The following is a 17,998-nucleotide window of genomic DNA, read 5'->3' as shown; positions in this document are numbered from 1 at the left end:
CCGTCGCCGACCGCCTCCGGAGAGGCACAGCTGCTCCGAAGGGACGCAGCGCCGGACGGCGTTGATCCCTACGCTGGGTCCGACGCAGGATGCGTCGACGTGTGAGGAGCCCGCCCACGAGCCGTCCGAGGAGGCCGTCATGACCAGTCCGTCCGGCCCGGCCCCGCTCGGCGGAGTCCCCGCCGACGAGGACGCGGTGCTGCTCTACGTGGGCGGCCCGCTCGACGGGCGCGTGGAGGTCCGCGAGGCGCGGCACGGCGCGCCGCTCCCGGTGGTCACCCACACCCACCTCCACGACGGCCCCAAGGTCGTCCACGTCTACGACCTGCACGCGCTCACCCCGGCCGCCGGTGTCTACCACCTGCGGCCGGCCGAGGTGGCGGCCGATCAGTCGCCGGCGGCGAGGTAGCTCAGCGCGCACAGGGTGCCCCACGTCGCGGCGACGCCCGCGGCCTTCGCGCGGTACCGCGGGCCCGGCAGCGAGGTGCCGAGCACGGCGAGGTCGGCGAGGTCGGCGCCCACCCGCACGGCGATCGCCGTCCGCAGTGCCTTGCCCGCGGGCGCCAGCGTCATGGCCAGCCCGGAAGCGAGGTCCCGGCCGCCGAGCGCGCGCACCCCGATCGCGGTGGCCGTCGGCAGCGGCGCGCCCTCGGCCTGCAGCCCGGTGGGCTTCGCGAACAGCGAGGGGTCGGCGATGATCGCCACGCTGTAGCCGGCCGTGGCGAGGCCGAGCAGGCGGGGGATCCAGGTCAGGTCGCGGGACCGCGAGGAGGAGCGCACGGGCTCCTGTACCCCGGACGTCGGAGCTACTCCCCCGGCTGGTCGGGCAGGCGCAGGATCAACCGCAGGACCCGGCTGAACAGGTCGGCCGGCACCGCGTCCTCGCCGAGGACGCGGCGCAGGCGGATCAGGCCGTGGTACAGCGCCGCGGCGGCGACGATGAACTCGTCGTCGCGCACGGTCGCGCGCACGGCCGGGTCGACGCCCTCCCAGTTGGGCGAGAGCTGCTCGCTCGCGAACCGGGCCAGGCGCACCTCGTGCTCGGCGAGCCGTCCGACGAACTCGGGGTGGCGCACGGCGTAGAGCCAGATCTCGGCGTCGAGCAGGGCGTCCTCGCGGGAGTCGGCCACCTCGCCGACCAGCCGGTCGAGGGCGTCGAACGTCGCCTTCGGGTCGTCCTGGACGAGCGCGGCCCGGGTGTCGACGTCCGCCGACGTCTGGGTCTCGACGAGCGCGGTGAACAGCGCGTCCTTGCTCGCGAAGTGCACATAGACCGAGCCGACCGACACCCCCGCGGTGCGGGCGATCTCCTCCACCGACGCCGGCCCGTACCCGCGCTCGGCGAACACCCGGCGCGCGGCGTCGAGCAGCGCCTCCCGGGTGCGCGCCTTCGTCGCCGCCCGCCGACCCAGCGGCGGGTTCGCCGTCGGCGCCGCCGGATCGCAACCCTGGGTCACAGCTGTCGCCCTCCTCGCCACCGTCGGCCCAACGACGGGTCCGCGGTGTGGTGACGCATCGTAACCCGCCGGGTGCGACGGGCCGCGCCGTCGATCGCCGACAATGGAGGGCGTGACCACCTCTCCTGGTCGAGCTCCGCTGCGCTCGGTCTCCGGCTCGACGGCGCTCCTGCCCGTACCCGGCGCGGACCCGGACGAGATCTACGAAGGGTTCGCGGAGTGGGCCGCCGAGCGGGGCCTGGACCTCTACCCGGCCCAGTCCGAGGCGCTCATCGAGCTGGTCTCGGGCTCGAACGTCATCCTCTCGACGCCGACCGGGTCGGGGAAGTCGCTGGTCGCGCTCGGTGCGCACGTCTCGGCGCTGTCGCGGGGCGAGCGCACGGTCTACACCGCGCCGATCAAGGCGCTGGTCTCGGAGAAGTTCTTCGCGCTCGGGGCGCAGCTCGGCTACGCGTCGGTCGGCATGCTCACCGGCGACGCCGCGGTGAACCCCGAGGCGCCGGTCATCTGCTGCACCGCCGAGGTGCTGGCGAACTGGGCGCTGCGCGAGGGGCGCGCCGCCGACATCGGCCAGGTCGTCATCGACGAGTTCCACTACTACGCCGACCCCGAGCGCGGCTGGGCGTGGCAGGTGCCGCTGCTCGAGCTGCCGCAGGCGCAGTTCCTGCTCATGTCGGCGACGCTCGGCGACGTCACCTTCTTCCAGCAGGACCTGACCCGGCGCACCGGCCGCGAGACCGCCGTCGTCGCGCACACCGAGCGCCCGGTCCCGCTGTCGTTCCGGTACGCCCGCACCCCGCTCCACGAGACGATCACCGAGCTGCTCGCCGGCCAGCAGGCGCCCGTCTACGTCGTGCACACCACGCAGGCCGCCGCGATCGAGCAGGCCCAGGCGCTGATGAGCCTCAACGTGTCGTCGAAGGCCGAGAAGGAGCAGATCGCCGAGCTCATCGGCGCGTTCCGCTTCACCGCCGGCTTCGGCCGCACCCTCTCGCGCCTGGTGCGCCACGGCATCGGCGTGCACCACGCCGGCATGCTGCCCAAGTACCGGCGCCTCGTGGAGACGCTCGCCCAGGCCGGGCTGCTCAAGCTCATCTGCGGCACCGACACCCTCGGCGTCGGGATCAACGTCCCCATCCGCACGGTGCTGTTCACCGCGCTGACGAAGTTCGACGGCCAGCGCGTGCGCCACCTGCGGGCCCGCGAGTTCCACCAGGTCGCGGGCCGCGCCGGACGCGCCGGCCACGACGTCGCGGGCTACGTCGTCGCGCAGGCACCCGAGCACGAGGTGGAGAACGCCAAGCGCCTCGCGAAGGCCGGCGACGACGTCAAGAAGCAGCGCCGGGTGGTGCGGGTGAAGCCGCCCGAGGGCTTCGTGTCGTGGTCGGAGAAGACGCTCGAGCGCCTCATCGAGGCCCAGCCCGAGCCGCTGACCAGCCAGTTCCGGGTGTCGACCGCCATGCTGCTGCAGGTCGCGCAGCGCGAGCAGCCGTTCTTCGCCGCCATGCGCCACCTGCTCGAGGACAACCACGCCGACCGCCCCACCCAGCGCCGCCTGATCCTGCGCGCGATCGCGCTGTACCGGGGTCTCCTCGAGGCCGACGTCGTCGAGCGGATCGAGACATTCGCGGAGAGACGAAGCGAAGCGGAGCTCGACCCGGACCAGAGGTGCCCCGACGTGCGCCTGGTCGACGACCTGCAGGTCGACTTCGCCCTCAACCAGCCGCTCTCGCCGTTCGCGCTCGCCGCCTTCGACCTGCTCGACAAGGAGTCGCCGACCTACGCGCTCGACATGGTCTCGGTGGTCGAGGCGACGCTCGACGACCCCAAGCAGATCCTGCGGGCCCAGGAGAACCAGGCCCGCGGCGAGGCCGTGCAGGCCATGAAGGCCGAGGGCATCGAGTACGACGAGCGCATGGAGCTGCTCGAGGACGTGACCTGGCCGAAGCCCCTCGAGGAGCTCCTGGGCGCGGCGTTCGAGTCCTACCGCGCCGGGCACCCGTGGGTCGCCGACCACGAGCTGTCGCCGAAGTCGGTGGTCCGCGACCTCTACGAGCGCGCCATGACCTTCACCGAGTACGTCTCGTACTACAAGATCGCGCGCTCCGAGGGCCTCGTCCTGCGCTACCTCACCGACGCCTTCCGCGCCCTGCGCCAGACGATCCCCGAGGCCGCCCGGACCGAGGACCTCGACGACCTCGTCGCCTGGCTCGGCGAGCTCGTGCGCCAGACGGACTCGTCGCTGCTCGACGAGTGGGAGAACCTCGCCGGGGCGGGCGGGGACGGCACGGCGCTCGACGCCGCGGGCGACGACGCACGCCCCGTCGACCAGGGCCCGCCGCCGGTCACCCGCAACGAGCGCGCGTTCCGCGTGCTGGTGCGCAACGAGATGTTCCGCCGCGTCGAGCTCTTCGCTCGCCGCTCCCCCGCCGACCTCGCCGCGCTGTCGGAGGACGGCCCGGACGCGGCCTTCTGGACCGACGCGATCGAGGGCTACTTCGCCGAGTACGACGAGCTCGGCACCGGCCCCGACGCCCGCGGGCCGGCGTTCTTCCGCCTCACGGTCGACGGGCGGACCTGGCACGTCCGCCAGGTCCTCGACGACCCCGAGGGCGACCACGACTGGGCCATCACCGCCGACGTCGACCTCGACGCCTCCGACGAGCTCGGCGCCGCCGCGGTGCACGTCACCGCCGCAGGCCCCATGACCGCGACCTGAGCAGCCGCGCGATCAGCGACCACCACCTCACACCCCGAGCAGCAGCTCCTCGACCTTCGGCCGCGCCCGCACGGCACCGGGCGGCGTCCCCACGACACGGCGGAAGGCCCGGCTGAACGCCGCCTCCGACCGGTAACCCATCGCCGACGCCACGGCGGCGACGGTGGTGTCGCCGGCGCGCAGGCGGTCGTGGGCGACGAGCATGCGCCAGCGGGTCACGTAGGCCATGACGGGCTCGCCGACCAGCGCGGTGAAGCGCGCGGCGAAGGTCGAGCGCGAGAGGGCGAGCTCCCGCGCGAGGCCCGCGACCGTCCAGTCGCGCGACGGGTCGGCGTGGACGAGGGCGAGCGCGCGGCCGATGTCGGGGTCGGTGAGCGCGCCGAGCCAGCCGCTGCGTGCGGTCGGGTCGTGGGCGAGCCACGCGCGCAGCATCTGGACGACGAGCACGTCGGCGAGCCGGGTGATCACGGCCTCGCCGCCGGGCCGCGTCTCCTCCACCTCGAGCGCGATGAGGCGCAGGGTGTCGTGCAGGCGCGCGGTCAGCGGCGAGACGGGCACGTGGACGACGTCGGGCATCAGCTCCACGAGCCGCTCGGCCATCGGGTGCTCGAGGCGGACCGCGCCGCAGATCATGGTGGTGGGCGCGCCGTCGCCGCCGTGGGTGATCGTGGCGTAGCGGTCCCCGTACCAGGTGTGCGGCAGGTCCATGACGTTCGGCACCGAGGTCCGGGGCGGCGGGTCGACCGACCGCAGCTCGTGGCCCTCGCCCCGGGGCAGGAGCACGACGTCCGACGGCGTCAGCGTGATCTCCTCGCCGCCCACGACGAGCGTCGCGGTCCCCGAGGTCACGACGTGGAACCACAGGCAGCCCGGCGTCGGCGGCAGCACGAGGCCGAAGGGCCCGCGCAGGTCCGAGGCGCAGTAGAACGTCCCGTTCATCCGCAGGACGTGCAGGGCCTCGCCGACGGCGTCGGTGGGGGTCCAGGGCGGGGCGACGGTCGCGGTCACGCCCCCAGCGTCCGGCACGGCGTGCCTGATCGTCCACGCCCCTCGGACGATCGAGCAGGAGAAACGGCGTCGCGGCGATGGTTCGTCCGGCGCGACCGGCCCAGAGTCGGACGCACCGGAACACCGAGCACGAGGAGGGACCACGATGATCACCGTCCTGGGGGCCGGCGGGAACACCGGCGGACGGGTCGCCCGCCGCCTGCGCGAGGCCGGGCAGCCGGTCCGTGCCGTCGGGCGCGACGCCGCCCGTCTCACCGACGTCGTGGGGTTCAGCGCCGAGGCGCGCGTCGGCGACATCACCGACGCCGCGTTCCTCGCCGACGCCTTCCGCGGCGCCGACGCGGCCTACGTCCTCATGCCCCTCGACCCCACCGCCGACGGCTACCGCACCCAGCAGGAGCAGGTGGGCACCGCGATCGCCACCGCGCTGGCGCAGGCCCGCGTCCCGCGGGTCGTCGCGCTGAGCGCGGTGGGGGCCGACGTCGCGCCGCCCACCGGTCGACCTCCGTCCCGCTCCGTCTCCCGCGGCACCGGCTTCCTCGAGACCCTCCACGAGCAGGAGCAGCGGCTCGGGGCGCTGGACGCGCAGGTCACCGTCATCCGCCCGGGGCTGTTCTTCGAGTCGTTCCTGCCCTCGCTCGCCGCGATGCAGGCCGAGGGCGTCCACCACGACACGATCGACCCCGACGTCCCGCTGCCGATGGTCGCGACCGTCGACGTCGGCGACGCCGCGGCGGCGGCCCTGCTCGACCCGGCGGCGGTCGGCGTGCGCGAGGTGCTCGGCCCGGAGGACCTGACGATGGCCGACGCCGTCGCGCGCCTCGGCGCGGTGCTGGGGACGCCGCTGCGCTACGAGCGCGTGCCCGAGGACGTCCTGCGCGCGGCCCTGGTCGACGCCGGCCTGCCCGCGGACGTCGTCGCCGAGAACCTCGCGATGAACGCGGCGTTCAACGACGGCACCGTGCACAGCCTCGTCGGCCGGAGCCCGGCGACGACCACCCCGACGACCATCGAGGCCTGGGCGCGCACGCTCGTGCCCGCGTGACCCGCCGCGTGACCTACCGCCGGCGGGCGCCGCCCTTCTTCGCCCCGAGGGAGGGCGGCGGGACGACGGGGCCGAGGTCGCCGTCGGGGGCCTCGTCGAGGTCGAGGATCACCGGCGCGTGGTCCGACGGGCCGGTGCCCTTGCGGGCCTGGCGGTCGACCCACACCGCGGCGCGGCGCTCGGCGATCGGCCCGCCCGCGAGGACGTGGTCGATGCGCATGCCGCGGTCCTGGTGGAAGGCGCCGCCGCGGTAGTCCCAGTAGGTGAAGACCCGCTGGTCGGGCCACCGGTCGCGCACCGTGTCGTGCAGCCCGGTCTTGAGCAGGGCGGCGAACGCCTCGCGCTCCGGCGGCGTGACGTGGGTGGACTCGGCGAACGCCTCGACCGAGTAGACGTCGGCGTCGGCGGGGGCGATGTTGAAGTCGCCGGCGACGACCGAGACGTCCGGCCCGGCCGCCTCCACCCGGTCGCGCAGGGCGGCGAGCCACTCGAGCTTGTAGGCGTAGTGGGGGTCGGCGGGGTCGCGCCCGTTGGGCACGTACACCGACGTGACGCGCATCCCCCCGCACGTCGCGGTGACGGCGCGCGCCTCCTGGTGGGGGTAGCCGGGGCCGCCGGGCAGCCCCTCCTCCACGTCCGCGAGGCCGACGCGGGAGAGCAGGGCGACACCGTTCCACCGTCCCTCACCGTGGTGGGCGACCTCGTACCCGCGCTCGGCCAGGGGCGCGCCGAACGACTCGGCGAACGCGTCGTCACCGAGCTTGGTCTCCTGCAGGCAGACGACGTCGGGCGCGCGCTCGTCCAGCCAGCCGAGCAGCCGCGGCTCGCGCGCCTTCGCCGAGTTCACGTTCCACGTCGCCAGTCGCACGGTCGCCACGCTAGCCGGGACCACCGACGCCGACCCCGGCCGGAGGGCCGCTTCGCCGTCACCCCGTTGCGGGCTCGTTTCCCGGCCACGTGCGTTCCGTGACGTGTGGCCCGCGTATTAGCGTTCCGACCATGTCAGCGTCGAGCAGCGTGACCGACGAGGACCGGCTGCGGCGCATCGAACAGATCACCGACACGGAGCTGGCGCACCTCGACACCGGCGAGCTGCTCACCGAGCTCCTCGACCGGGTGCGGGCCCTCCTCGAGGCGGACACCGCGGCGGTCCTGCTGCTCGACCCCTCCGGCAAGCACCTCGTGGCGACGGCCGCGCGCGGCATCGAGGAGGAGGTGCGCCAGGGGGTGCGGATCCCCGTCGGGAAGGGGTTCGCGGGGCGGATCGCCGCGGAGGGCAGGCCGGTCGTCATCGACGAGGTCGACCACTCGAACGTCCTCAACCCGATCCTGCGGGAGAAGGACATCCGCTCGCTGCTGGGCGTGCCCCTGATCGCCGAGGGCCGGACGCTCGGCGTCCTGCACGTCGGCACGCTGCGCCCGCGGCTGTTCACCCGCGACGACGCGGACCTGCTGCAGACCGCGGCGGACCGGATCGCGCTGGTCACCCGCACCCACCTCACCGACCTCGACCGCGCCGCGGCGTCGGCCCTGCAGCGCAGCCTCATGCCCGGCGCGCTCCCCCACGTCACGGGCATCGACTTCGCCGCGCGCTACGTCCCCGGCGAGGCGGGCGGGCTCGGGGGCGACTGGTACGACGTCTTCTCGCTGCCCTCGGGCCGGCTCGGCATCGTCATCGGTGACGTCGTGGGACGGGGCCTGCAGGCGGCGGTGGTCATGGGGCGTCTGCGCAGCGCGCTGCGGGCGTTCGCGCTGGAGGAGGACGACCCGGCGGAGGTCCTCGAGCGGCTCGACGGCAACGTCCAGCACTTCGAGGACAACGTGATGGCCACCGTCCTCTACGCGGTGCTCGAGCCGTCCCTCGAACGGGTGTCGCTGTCGACCGCGGGGCACCTGCCGCCGGTGGTGGCCCGCGCCGGCGAGACCGCGACGCTGGTCAACGTGCCGGTGGACCTCCCGGTCGGGGTGTCGGTCGGTCCCCCGCGGCGCACCACGACCATCGAGCTGCCGCCGGACTCGCTGTTCTTCCTCTACACCGACGGGCTCGTCGAGCGCCGCGGACGGTCGCTGGACCAGGGTCTCGAGGCGCTGTGCGAGGTGGTCGACGCCGGCCAGGACCCGGACGCCGTGTGCACCGCCGTGCTGCACCGCATGATCGGCAGCGACTCGGTGGGCGACGACGTCGCGATGCTCGTCGCGCGCCGCGGCGCGACGCCGGCGGTGGTGCCGCTCAACATCACGGTGCCGGCGGTGCCGCGGGTGCTCGCCGACCTGCGCGCCTCGGTGCGCCGCTGGCTCTCCTCGGCCGGGGCGTCGGGCGACGACGTGGTCGACCTCCTCGTCGCCGCCGGTGAGGCCTGCTCCAACGTCGTCGAGCACGCCTACGGGCCGGCCGGCGGCACGCTGACGCTGCAGATGGAGCGTCAGGGTGCCACGGTGGTCGCGAGCGTGCGCGACAACGGCCGGTGGCGCTCGGCGCGGGGCCACGACCGTGGCCGCGGCACGGCGCTGATCCGGCAGTGCACCGACGAGATGGACGTGATCGCCGGTGCCGGCGGCACCACCGTCACCTTCCGACGCCGCATCGCGGGAGACGCACCATGACCACCGCCACCGTCGTCGTCCGGCCCGAGGGCTCCGACGTGCGCATCGCCATCGGTGGCGAGGTCGACCTCGAGAACGCGACCACCGTCGAGGAGCAGCTCGCCGCGGCCATCCCGAACGAGACGAACGCGGTGACCCTCGAGCTCGCGGAGCTCGAGTACCTCGACAGCGCGGGCCTGCGGGTGCTGTTCGCGCTGGCCGCGCGCCTCGAGGTGCTCCAGATCGCCCTGCGCGTGGACGTGCCGCCCGGCTCGCACACCCGCCGCGTGCTCCAGCTCTCGGGCTTCGAGGGTCTGGCCTCCCTCGAGGGCTGAGCCCCTCGCTCAACCCTGCTCAGCCCTGCTCAGCCCTGCTCGGCCTTCCGCCGGACCGTGTCGAGCGTCTGCTCCATGCCGCGCCGGTTGGCCGCGGGCACGTCCCACGCCCGCGCCCGGCCGACGACGTTGGCGATCGGGCTGCGCCGGTCCTGCCAGAACTGCTCGACGCGGGTGCCGCCGTCCTGCGGCGTCAGGCGGAAGCCCCAGCGCGCCACCGACTGGCCCAGGAGCGAGACGTCCCAGCTGATCGCGCGCTGCGGCTCGTACTCGACGACCTCGCCGACGGTCGACCAGCGCATCAGCCCCTTGCGGTTGTGCCCCTTGAACCGCGCGCCGGGCGCCGGGCCGGAGGCGCCGCCGAGCCAGTCGACGCGGTGGCACTCCGGGGAGATGGCCCCGATCCGCGCCGGGTCACCGACGAGGTCCCACACCCGCTCGGGCGGGGCGTCGACGGTGCGCGTGACGACGATGTCGTCGGCCATGGTTCCTCCGGACGGACGAGCGGCGGGACGGTGGCACCGTAGTGGGGCGATCTCGCGCCCGCCGCGCGGCGTCCTCAGGAGTCGGTGTGGAACTCCCGCACCGAGAGGACGGGCCGCCCGCGGGCGAGCGTCACGGGCCCGGTGACCGTGTGCGCTACACCTGCTCGCCGATCGCCGAGGCCACCCGGACGTCGGCGAGGTACTCGGCGATCGAGTGCGCCGCGGTGAGCGGGTTGTCGGTGCGGATGTCCTCGACGCCCCGGCCCCAGCTCGGACCCAGTGGGCAGCCGATCGCGACCGCGTCCGCCACGCACCAGGCGTTGACCCACCGCCCCACGTCCGGCTGACGTGGCCCTCCGGCCAGGAGCCGCTTGTTCACGGAGTCCAGGCCGAGCGGGCTGCCGGCGGTGACGAGCAGCCGGACCTCGACGTCCGGTGGCGTGCGGGTCAGGAGGTCGAGGGCGACCACCGTCCCGAGGCTGTGGGACACCAGCGTCACCGGCCCGGACGTCGGGAAGGTCTCGAGCACGGTGTCGAGGACCTCGCCGCGGACCTGCTCGTCGTCCAGGTAGAGCGCGACGTCGCGGAACCGCAGGGCGATGAACAGGTCGTCGAGCCGGCTCCGGCTCGCGAGGTGCGTGAGCGCGGACTGGACGGTGCCGAGCAGGTCCCCGAACCCCTCGCTCGCGTCCGGCTGGAACCCTGCGCGCGACGCCGCGTCCTCGATCAGCGCGGCGTAGGTGGCCTGCGCCGACGAGCCGGGCGGCGCGGCCTGCTCGGCCGCGGTCACCGCTCCGTCCTCGTTGGCCCCGGCCAGCTCGACCGCCGAGGGGCCGGCGAGGTGCGCGAGCCGGTCGCCGTAGTACGGGAACCAGGCGCGCGCGGGGTCCAGGGGTGGGCGACCGACCGAGCCCAACCCCCGCGTGAGGCCTCCCGCCCAGTCGGCCCGCAGCGCCGCCGGGTCCCGGCCCTGCTGGGCTCGACCGTGCAGGAACACGAGGTGCGGCGGCGTGTCCGGTGTCCCGCGCACTCCCCGGCGTCCGGTGTCCTCGCGGGCCGTCGACGCGACCTCCACCGGCGGTGCGCCGACCATCGCCTCGCTGCCCAGCTCGGCGAGCACCGCCGTCTGCGCCGGCGTGCGCGCCAGGGCCCGGAGTCGCGTGAGGACCACCGAGATGCGGGCGCCCTCGTTGGCCACCCAGTCGACGGCGGCGTCGCCCATCGACCGGGTCCACACGGTGCCGTCGACCGTCAGCCACTGGCCCGCGTCGTTCGTCCGCGGCACGCCGGAGTGGTGGAGCGCGACGACCTCCCACTGGTCGTTGAACACCGGCGACCCGGAGTTGCCCGGCTCGGTGTCGGCCTCGTAGTGCAGGAAGTCCGGGAGCTGGTCGAGGAGCCGGTTGTTGCGGACCGCGATCTCCTTCCGGCGCCCCGAGGGGTGACCGATGACGTTCGCGGCCTCGCCGATGACGATCTTGCCCTGCTGCCGGAGCAGCCTGTTCCACCCGTACCTGTCTCCCGCGACGACGCCCCTCGCGGGCGCGACGGCCACGAGGCTCGCGTCGATCCCGGCGTCGGTGAGGAAGAGCGTGCCCGGGTCGAGGTCGAACGCGGACGGCGTCTCGGGACGACCGTCGGCCCCGAGCTCGAAGTCGAACTCCACGAACGCGCCCGCTGCGGTCGCGACGTCGGGCAGGACGTGGTTGTTCGTCAGGAGCAGGCGCCGGCCGACGAGGAAGCCGGTCCCGGCTCCGCCGTCCGCCAGCGAGATGCGGCCGACCGACTCGGCGGTCGCCGTGCCGCGTCCGAGGAAGAGGCTCGGCTGCAGGTCGTTCTCGGCGATGATCCGCTCGAGGGCGCCCTCCGTGCGCGCGGCCTGCCGGACCGCCCGGCTCCCGACGACGTCGCCGATGAGCCGCTCGGCCCGGGCCTCGATCTGGTCGGGCTGGTCGGCGACCAGCGTCCCGGTCTCCTCCTGCTTGCGCTCCGTCTCCGCGCGGTCCGGCGCGCGGTTCCTGTAGCGCGCGGCGGCGAGGTCCTGCTGCTCGCGGAGGGTGGGGCTCACGGCGCGCCGCCCGGGAAGAGGACCCCGGCGATCTCGAGGAGGTCCTTGATGGTGGACAGCGTGCGCCCGTTCGGCAGGACCGGTGTCCAGGCCGGGTCCACGCGCAGGTAGGACTCCGGGTCCTTCCGGATCTGGCCGATGATCGTCTCGGCGACGATCCGGCTGCCGGCGGTCCCGAGGGCGTTGCCGCCCTCCACCTCCGCCTCCTTGAGGAGGTAGAACCACAGCGGCGTGTCGGTGAGGAAGCCACCGTTCGCGAGCGCCGCGGAGGCGGCCTGGTTGGGGCCGCTGAGGAGCTGCGCGGTCGACAGCGGTTCCGGGATCACGTCGGGCTGCCCGGTGACGTTGAGCTTCTTCCGCAGCTCGCCGACGACGGCCTGGCCGGAGGGGATCGCGAGCTTGTAGCCGCGCAGGAGGTTGCGCATCGCCAGGTTCTTGAGGATGGCGCGGACGGCGAACGAGTCGGCCGGCTCCTGTCCCTCGTTGATCATCGAGAACAGGGCGGGGACCAGACGGGTGTCGATCTTGCGCGCGAACCGGACCCCTCCCGGCGGGGAGGACGGGACGTCGACGAGCCGGTCCCACTCGGCGGGCCAGTTGGCCGGCAGGGTCGGTGCTCCGGCCATGGAGAATCCCGGGTCCTTCGGCTTGCCCGTGAACTGGAAGAGCTGCTCGAACGTCGCTCGGGGCGCTCCCGCGGGCTGCCCGGGCGCCGCGACGCCGAAGTTGCGGTTCCAGTCGTAGGCACCCCGGACCATGCTGTGCCCGAAGCGGAAGGCCGCGACGGAGAACTCCAGCGGCATGAAGACGTCGGCGTCCTGCGGATCGAACAGGGGCACCGGGTTGGAGAGCACCGCGGCGACGGTGCCCGTCTTCGTGATCGTCTCGAGGAAGTCGTGGACGACGAGCCACTGGTAGGTCCAGCGGACCAGTCGGCGGGCCTCGGTGAAGACGTCCTCGTCCGTCGCGGTCGGGTCAGCGGCCTCGACGAGGGACACGACCTCGTTGTGGAAGCGCAGGAACGCGACGTGCAGCTGGGCGACGATGAGGTTCTCGTCGTTCCGGCCGTCGCCGATCCGGGCCACCTTGTGGTTGTCGCGCGGCAGGTCCCGGGCGGTGTCGCCGACCGGCGGCACGGGGGCGAAGGGCGGGGCCCCGTTGAGCGGCGTGGTGAGCCCGAGGACGAAGCGCTTCCCGTCCTGGTACGGGACCGCGTCGGGCTCGGTCGAGCCCGGGCCGTCGCCGTAGAGCGAGTCGAGGTTCAGCGCCGGCTGACGAAGATTCCTCAGTTTCTGCACGACGTCGGTCGGGTGCAGCGCGACGAACTTCTGCGACCCACCCATGTCCCCTCGCGTGATGGCGAGGACGTCGTCCCGGTCGGTGTTCGCCGTGAGGTCGTGGTCGATGAACTGGCCCCAGTAGGTGTAGACGGGGCGGATCGTCGAGTTGACGTCCGGGCCGTCCCCCGGGTCACCGTCGATCATCGCGGCGCCGAGCGCCTTGAGGGCCGAGACCACGGGCTCCGGGTCCTCCGGAGGCAGGTGACCCGACGGGAACGTCGCGGCCAGGTCCGCGAACAGGTAGCCGAACGGCGTTCCCTCCGTGTCCGCGGCCGCGACGTCCTCGAGCAGGCTCACGTCGACGCGCTGATCCCCGTTGACGACCTTGTCGAAGACCTCTTTGGGCAGTGCGTGCCCCCCGTGCCGCAGGTTCCGCACGACCCGCGCCACGCCCTGCTTGTCGGCCATGGTGGCCCCCCTTCCGGTGTGTGGTCGACGATTCCGCTCCGTGCACGGAGTCGGCAGCGGGGAGATCTCCCGCGTCCGCACGACCGGGAACGCGCGACGTGACAGCCCGAGCACCGTGCGCAGGCGCGTCCGTCCGGACCGATCGACCGGTTCCCGCGGCGCGTGACCGGCCGGTCGCGCGGCGTCGCCCCAGGCACGGTGCGTCACACCAGCGGCGTAGAGGACGGTGTCCAGGCACCAGGGAAATCCCCTGCTTCGACCCGAAAGGCGGCACTGCCCGTCACGGAGAGGCGGCATCCTGTGCCACACCCACCACGCCCGCCCCGGTGACACCGCCACGGGGGATCCGATGACCACAGCCGGCGATGACCCGCCGAGACCGCCCTTCGTCGGCCGTGCGGCGGAGATCGACACGCTGGGTGAGATCACGACGGGGCACCGGGCGGAGCGGGTCGCCGTCGTGCGCGGCGAGCCCGGCATCGGGAAGACCGCGCTGCTCGCCAGGATGTGCGCGCGGACGAGGGCCCGCACCGTGCGCATCGCCGGCACCGAGGCCGAGTCCCACCTGCCCTTCGCGGTCCTCGCCGACCTCGTCGCCCCCCTGCGCCCGTGGCTGGCGGCCCTCCCCGAGGTCCAGCGGGAGGCCCTCGAGGTGAGCGTCGCGCTGCGCGCCGGACCGACCCCCGGGCCGCTGGCCGTCCGCGCCGCCGCGCTCGGTCTGCTCGAGGTCGCCGGCGACGCGGACGACGGGCCGCTGCTCGTGGTGGTCGACGACCTGCAGTGGGTGGACCCGGCATCGGAGGAGGTCCTGGCGTTCGTCGCCCGGCGGCTGCGGTCGACCCGGGTCACGCTGCTGCTCGCCACACGCGACGAGCGCCGCACGCTGTCCGGCGCCGTCGAGGTCGACCTCGGCCGGCTGACCCCGGCGGAGAGCCGCGAGCTGCTGTGCCCCGTCGCGGACGACCGCTCCTCCCTCGTCGTGGACCGCCTGGTCGCGGACCTCGCGGGTCACCCGCTCGCGCTGGTGGAGAACGCCGCGCACCTCGACGCCGACGCCCGCCCGCGCGCCCCCCGGGTCGGCCCGGCGCTCGAGGAGCTCTGGAGCTGCGCGCTGACCGCCCTGCCCGCCGGCTCGCGGACGGCGCTGACCGTCCTCGCGGCCGCGGGCACGGCCGAGCGGGAGGAGGTCGACCTCGTCCTCGGCGACCTCGGCCTCCACCAGCACGACCTCGCCCCGGCCGAGCACGCCGGCCTGCTGCGCCGCGACGACGACGGCCGCCCGGTCCTGCGCCACCCGCTCCTGCGTCCGGTCGCCCTCGCCCACGAGCCGGAGGTCACGCGGCACGTCCGCCGCGCCCTCGCCGGGCGCACCGCCGGCCTCCGGCGCGCGTGGCACCTGGCCGCGCGGGTCGAGGGCACCGACGAGGTCGTCGGCGACCAGCTCGCGACCGCCGCACGGTCGGCGGGTGAGCGTGGCGGGCACCGCAGCGCCGGCGAGGCGTGGGCCCGCGCGGCGCAGCTGACCGCGGACCGCGGCCACCGGGCCGGCCGCTTCCTCGCCGCCGCCGAGGAGTTCCTGCTCGCCGGGGCGCTCGACCTCGCCGCCGGGCACGCCGAGGCGGCACTCGCCCTGGCCGACGACGCGACGTCGCGGACCAGGGCGGAGATCGTCCGGGGCCGTGCCACCGCCTGGCTCGGCGATCCCCGGCGCGCCCTCGCCGACCTCGTCCGTGCCGCCGAGCGCCTCGCCGCCGAGGACGCCGAGCACACCGACGCCGCGGCCGCCCTCTACGCGGAGGCGACGACGCCGGCGGCGATGGCCGGGCGGGTGCGGGACATGCTCGTCCTCGCGCGGAAGGGGACCCACCGCCGCGCACCCGAGGTGCAGGCGCTCGTCCTGACCGGCGACGTGCCCGCCGCGCTCGCCATCCTCGACACCCTCGAGCACACCGACGGCACCGCCTGGGACCTGCAGGACCGCGCCCAGCTGGCCCAGGTCGCCGTCGTGACCGAGCGCTACGCCGACGCCGATCGCCGCGTCGACGACCTCCTCGCCCTGGCCCGGCGCCACGGCACCTCGGCGATGCTCGCGTTCGCGCACGCGGTGCGCGCCGAGCTCGACGTGTGGCGCGGGCGCTGGCCGGCAGCCCGCGCGGACGCCGTCGAGGCCGTGGCGTGGGCCGAGGAGCAGGGCGAGTCCGGCACCGCGGCGTTCGCGACGCTGGTCCTCGCCCGCCTGGACGCGCTGACCGGCGACATCGCGCGCAGCCGCGAGGGCGCTCGACGGGTCCTCGCCGAGGTCGGCGCCCACGGGATCGACTGCCTGCAGGTCTACGTGCCGGCGGTGGAGGGCCTCGCCGCGCTCGCGGTGGGTGACACCGAGGAGGCCGTCGCCCACCTCGAGCGCGCGCACCGGCGGGCGTGCGCCGACGGGCTCGGCGCGAGCAACGTCGTCCCCTACGGTCCGGACCTCGTCGAGGCACTGGTCCGGCACGGCGACACCGACCGGGCGCGCGAGGTCCTCGCGTGGTGGGAGGAGCGGGCCGCGTCGGGGCTCGCCTTCCCGGACGCGACCGCCGCGCGCTGCCGCGGGCTCCTCGCCGACGACCCGGACGACGCGGCCACCTGCTTCGCGCGGGCGCGGGCGGCGCACGCCCGCTGCGACCAGCCGTTCGAGAAGGCGCGCACGCTGCTCGCCGAGGCCGAGTGCCTGCGCCGCCTGCGCCGCCCGTCGGTCGCCCGGTCGGCCGCGCGCGAGGCGCACGCGACCTTCGTCGCCCTCGGCGCCCGACCCTGGGCGGACCGCGCCGAGGCCGAGCTGGCCGCCGCCGGGGTGTCGCTCTCCCGCCCCTCGACGACCGAGACCGCGTGGGCCGTGCTGACGCCGCAGGAGTACCAGGTGGCCCGGGTCGTCGCCGAGGGTCGCTCGAACGACGAGGCCGCGGCCGCGCTGTTCGTCTCCCGCAAGACCGTCGAGAACCACCTGACCCGCGTCTACCGCAAGCTCGGGCTGCGCTCGCGCAGTGAGCTCGTCCGCCGGTTCCCCGATGGTGGGTGTGGTCGCGGGGTCCGCACCGAACCGTCCCGCTCCGTTATCGTGACCGATGCAGAAACCGGTGGTACCCGGGCGGCGGTGTCGCCCGGCGCGACGAGGCGTGCCGGTCGATCCCGACCCACGGGAGGTCCGCCGTGACGCTCGAACTCGACGACCTGCGCGTCCGCAGCCTGGGTGAGTGCCGCTACGACTCCCCGTTCGCCGAGATGCTGGCGACCAAGCGTACGTCGCCGCACTACGTGCACGAGGACGATCGGGTCCTCGTCGACGACACCGTCTCGATCCTGCTCTCCCGCGGCGTGTCGATCGACCAGCTGCCGAGCCTGGAGACGGCCGGCCCACGCCGCAAGATCTACTTCGACCCGGCCGCCACGAGCGTCGGCATCGTGACGTGCGGCGGGCTGTGCCCCGGCCTCAACGACGTCATCCGCGGCATCGTCCAGGAGCTCACCGAGCACTACCACGTCGCGCACATCTACGGCTTCCGCAACGGCTACGCAGGCCTGACCCGCCACCAGCGTGACCGGGTGGTCGAGCTCGACCTGCGCGCCGTGCGCGACATCAACAACGACGGCGGCACGATCCTCGGCAGCTCGCGCGGCGACCAGGACCCCGAGGACATGGTCGACACCCTCGTCGACATGGGCATCAGCGTCCTGTTCGTCATCGGTGGCGACGGCAGCATGCGCGGCGCGATGAAGCTGACGCGGGAGATCGAGGCCCGCGGCCTGGACATCTCCGTCATCGGCGTCCCGAAGACGATCGACAACGACCTGCCCTTCACCGACCAGAGCTTCGGCTTCCAGACCGCGTTCGCGCAGGCCACCAAGTTCATCGCGTCGGTGTTCATCGAGTCGCAGGCCGCCGAGAACGGCGTCGGCATCGTCAAGCTCATGGGCCGGCACTCCGGCTTCATCGCCTGCTACGCCGCGCTGTCCAACAACGACGCCGACTTCGTGCTGATCCCCGAGGTGCCGTTCGTGCTCGACGGTCCCGACGGCGTGCTGCGCCGCGTCGAGGACCACGTGCGCCGGCACGGGCAGGTCGTCGTCGTGGTCGCCGAGGGCGCGGGCCAGGAGCTGCTCGAGCAGGAGGGCCGCACCACCGACGCCTCGGGCAACACCAAGCTCGGCGACATCGGGCTGTTCCTCAAGCAGAAGATCACCGAGCACCTCACCGCGGTCGACCTCCCGCCGACGGTGCGCTACCTCGACCCGAGCTACGCGATCCGCAGCGTCGCGGCCAACGCCTACGACAGCGTCTACTGCGTGCGCCTGGCCCACGCCGCCGTGCACGCCGGGATGGCCGGGCGCACCGAGACCGTCGTGGTGCGCTGGCGGCGCCGCTTCGTTCACGTCCCCATGGAGCTGATCACCTCGCACCGCAACCAGGTCGACCCCGACGGCGACCTGTGGATGTCGGTCCTCGAGGCCACGGGGCAGCCCGCGACGTTCGGGGGCTGATCCACCGGTCACGGGGCGTCGTCGCGTTGGTT

At 74.4% G+C, this 17,998-nt stretch carries 14 protein-coding genes; 7 read left to right on the top strand and 7 right to left on the bottom strand.

The features are described 5' to 3' along the window. Positions 1–139 precede the first annotated feature (139 nt). On the top strand, positions 140–409 hold the full coding sequence (locus PGB27_RS27210) for a hypothetical protein (RefSeq protein ID WP_274203582.1): 270 nt from the start codon (positions 140–142) through the stop codon (positions 407–409). Here the strand turns inward: PGB27_RS27210 and PGB27_RS27205 are convergent. Continuing rightward, a complete protein-coding gene (locus PGB27_RS27205) occupies positions 388–780 on the bottom strand; it encodes a hypothetical protein (RefSeq protein WP_274203581.1) in 393 nt (130 codons plus the stop codon). The genes PGB27_RS27210 and PGB27_RS27205 overlap by 22 nt on opposite strands. A 26-nt stretch (positions 781–806) precedes the next feature. Then, positions 807–1,457, bottom strand: a complete 651-nt coding sequence (locus PGB27_RS27200; RefSeq protein WP_274203580.1) for a TetR/AcrR family transcriptional regulator — start codon at positions 1,455–1,457, stop codon at positions 807–809. A gap of 139 nt (positions 1,458–1,596) precedes the next feature. Here PGB27_RS27200 and PGB27_RS27195 point away from each other — a divergent pair, with 139 nt between their 5' ends. Beyond that, positions 1,597–4,176 (top strand): DEAD/DEAH box helicase, encoded by a 2,580-nt coding sequence (locus PGB27_RS27195; RefSeq protein ID WP_408630131.1) that lies wholly within the window; start codon positions 1,597–1,599, stop codon positions 4,174–4,176. Between the two features lie 27 nt (positions 4,177–4,203). Here the strand turns inward: PGB27_RS27195 and PGB27_RS27190 are convergent, their stop codons facing one another. Then, on the bottom strand, positions 4,204–5,184 hold the full coding sequence (locus PGB27_RS27190; protein WP_274203579.1) for an AraC family transcriptional regulator: 981 nt from the start codon (positions 5,182–5,184) through the stop codon (positions 4,204–4,206). Between the two features lie 145 nt (positions 5,185–5,329). Between PGB27_RS27190 and PGB27_RS27185 the strand changes: the two genes are divergently transcribed. After that, positions 5,330–6,229 carry an NmrA family NAD(P)-binding protein gene (locus PGB27_RS27185; protein ID WP_274203578.1) on the top strand — a complete coding sequence of 300 codons (900 nt, stop codon included), beginning with the start codon at positions 5,330–5,332 and terminating at the stop codon, positions 6,227–6,229. Positions 6,230–6,242: 13 nt separating this feature from the next. Here PGB27_RS27185 and PGB27_RS27180 read toward each other — a convergent pair whose 3' ends face one another. Next, the gene (locus tag PGB27_RS27180) at positions 6,243–7,097 is read right to left on the bottom strand and encodes an exodeoxyribonuclease III (RefSeq protein ID WP_274203577.1); all 855 of its coding nucleotides are present in this window, start codon (positions 7,095–7,097) and stop codon (positions 6,243–6,245) included. Positions 7,098–7,228: 131 nt separating this feature from the next. Between PGB27_RS27180 and PGB27_RS27175 the strand changes: the two genes are divergently transcribed. Together PGB27_RS27175 and PGB27_RS27170 are read left to right on the top strand one after the other, a co-directional pair. Then, entirely contained in the window at positions 7,229–8,833 is a 1,605-nt protein-coding gene (locus PGB27_RS27175; protein WP_274203576.1) for an ATP-binding SpoIIE family protein phosphatase, read from the top strand. Next, the gene (locus PGB27_RS27170; protein ID WP_274203575.1) at positions 8,830–9,147 is read left to right on the top strand and encodes an STAS domain-containing protein; all 318 of its coding nucleotides are present in this window, start codon (positions 8,830–8,832) and stop codon (positions 9,145–9,147) included. Before PGB27_RS27175 ends, PGB27_RS27170 begins: the two co-directional genes overlap by 4 nt. Before the next feature lie 29 nt (positions 9,148–9,176). Here the strand turns inward: PGB27_RS27170 and PGB27_RS27165 are convergent, their stop codons facing one another. From PGB27_RS27165 to PGB27_RS27155, 3 genes are all read right to left on the bottom strand, one after another. Next, positions 9,177–9,632 (bottom strand): SRPBCC family protein, encoded by a 456-nt coding sequence (locus tag PGB27_RS27165; protein ID WP_274203574.1) that lies wholly within the window; start codon positions 9,630–9,632, stop codon positions 9,177–9,179. Positions 9,633–9,786: 154 nt separating this feature from the next. Continuing rightward, complete coding sequence (locus PGB27_RS27160; RefSeq protein WP_274203573.1) at positions 9,787–11,700, bottom strand: S1 family peptidase; 1,914 nt, start codon at positions 11,698–11,700, stop codon at positions 9,787–9,789. Further along, positions 11,697–13,448, bottom strand: coding sequence for a peroxidase family protein (locus PGB27_RS27155; RefSeq protein ID WP_274203572.1), 1,752 nt, complete (start codon positions 13,446–13,448; stop codon positions 11,697–11,699). Before PGB27_RS27155 ends, PGB27_RS27160 begins: the two co-directional genes overlap by 4 nt. A 349-nt stretch (positions 13,449–13,797) precedes the next feature. On the opposite strand from PGB27_RS27155, the gene PGB27_RS27150 reads away from it, so the two are divergent. Both PGB27_RS27150 and PGB27_RS27145 read left to right on the top strand, forming a co-directional pair. Further along, the gene (locus PGB27_RS27150; protein ID WP_274203571.1) at positions 13,798–16,641 is read left to right on the top strand and encodes an AAA family ATPase; all 2,844 of its coding nucleotides are present in this window, start codon (positions 13,798–13,800) and stop codon (positions 16,639–16,641) included. Beyond that, a complete protein-coding gene (locus PGB27_RS27145) occupies positions 16,638–17,966 on the top strand; it encodes an ATP-dependent 6-phosphofructokinase (protein ID WP_274203570.1) in 1,329 nt (442 codons plus the stop codon). Before PGB27_RS27150 ends, PGB27_RS27145 begins: the two co-directional genes overlap by 4 nt. Positions 17,967–17,998: the final 32 nt, after the last annotated feature.

Origin of the sequence: Actinomycetospora lemnae (assembly GCF_028737315.1) — a bacterium.
Taxonomy (GTDB): Bacteria; Actinomycetota; Actinomycetes; order Mycobacteriales; family Pseudonocardiaceae; genus Actinomycetospora; species Actinomycetospora lemnae.
Note: the sequence above shows the minus strand (reverse complement) of the source record. Positions and strands in the feature narration are given on the sequence as shown.

Bases quoted from the DNA above. Each gene is read 5' to 3' on its own strand.
- PGB27_RS27155 (WP_274203572.1), bottom strand. From the start codon at position 13,448: ATGGCCGACAAGCAGGGCGTGGCGCGGGTCGTGCGGAACCTGCGGCAC.
- PGB27_RS27170 (WP_274203575.1), top strand. From the start codon at position 8,830: ATGACCACCGCCACCGTCGTCGTCCGGCCCGAGGGCTCCGACGTGCGC.
- PGB27_RS27210 (WP_274203582.1), top strand. From the start codon at position 140: ATGACCAGTCCGTCCGGCCCGGCCCCGCTCGGCGGAGTCCCCGCCGAC.
- PGB27_RS27150 (WP_274203571.1), top strand. From the start codon at position 13,798: ATGACCACAGCCGGCGATGACCCGCCGAGACCGCCCTTCGTCGGCCGT.
- PGB27_RS27185 (WP_274203578.1), top strand. From the start codon at position 5,330: ATGATCACCGTCCTGGGGGCCGGCGGGAACACCGGCGGACGGGTCGCC.
- PGB27_RS27175 (WP_274203576.1), top strand. From the start codon at position 7,229: ATGTCAGCGTCGAGCAGCGTGACCGACGAGGACCGGCTGCGGCGCATC.
- PGB27_RS27165 (WP_274203574.1), bottom strand. From the start codon at position 9,632: ATGGCCGACGACATCGTCGTCACGCGCACCGTCGACGCCCCGCCCGAG.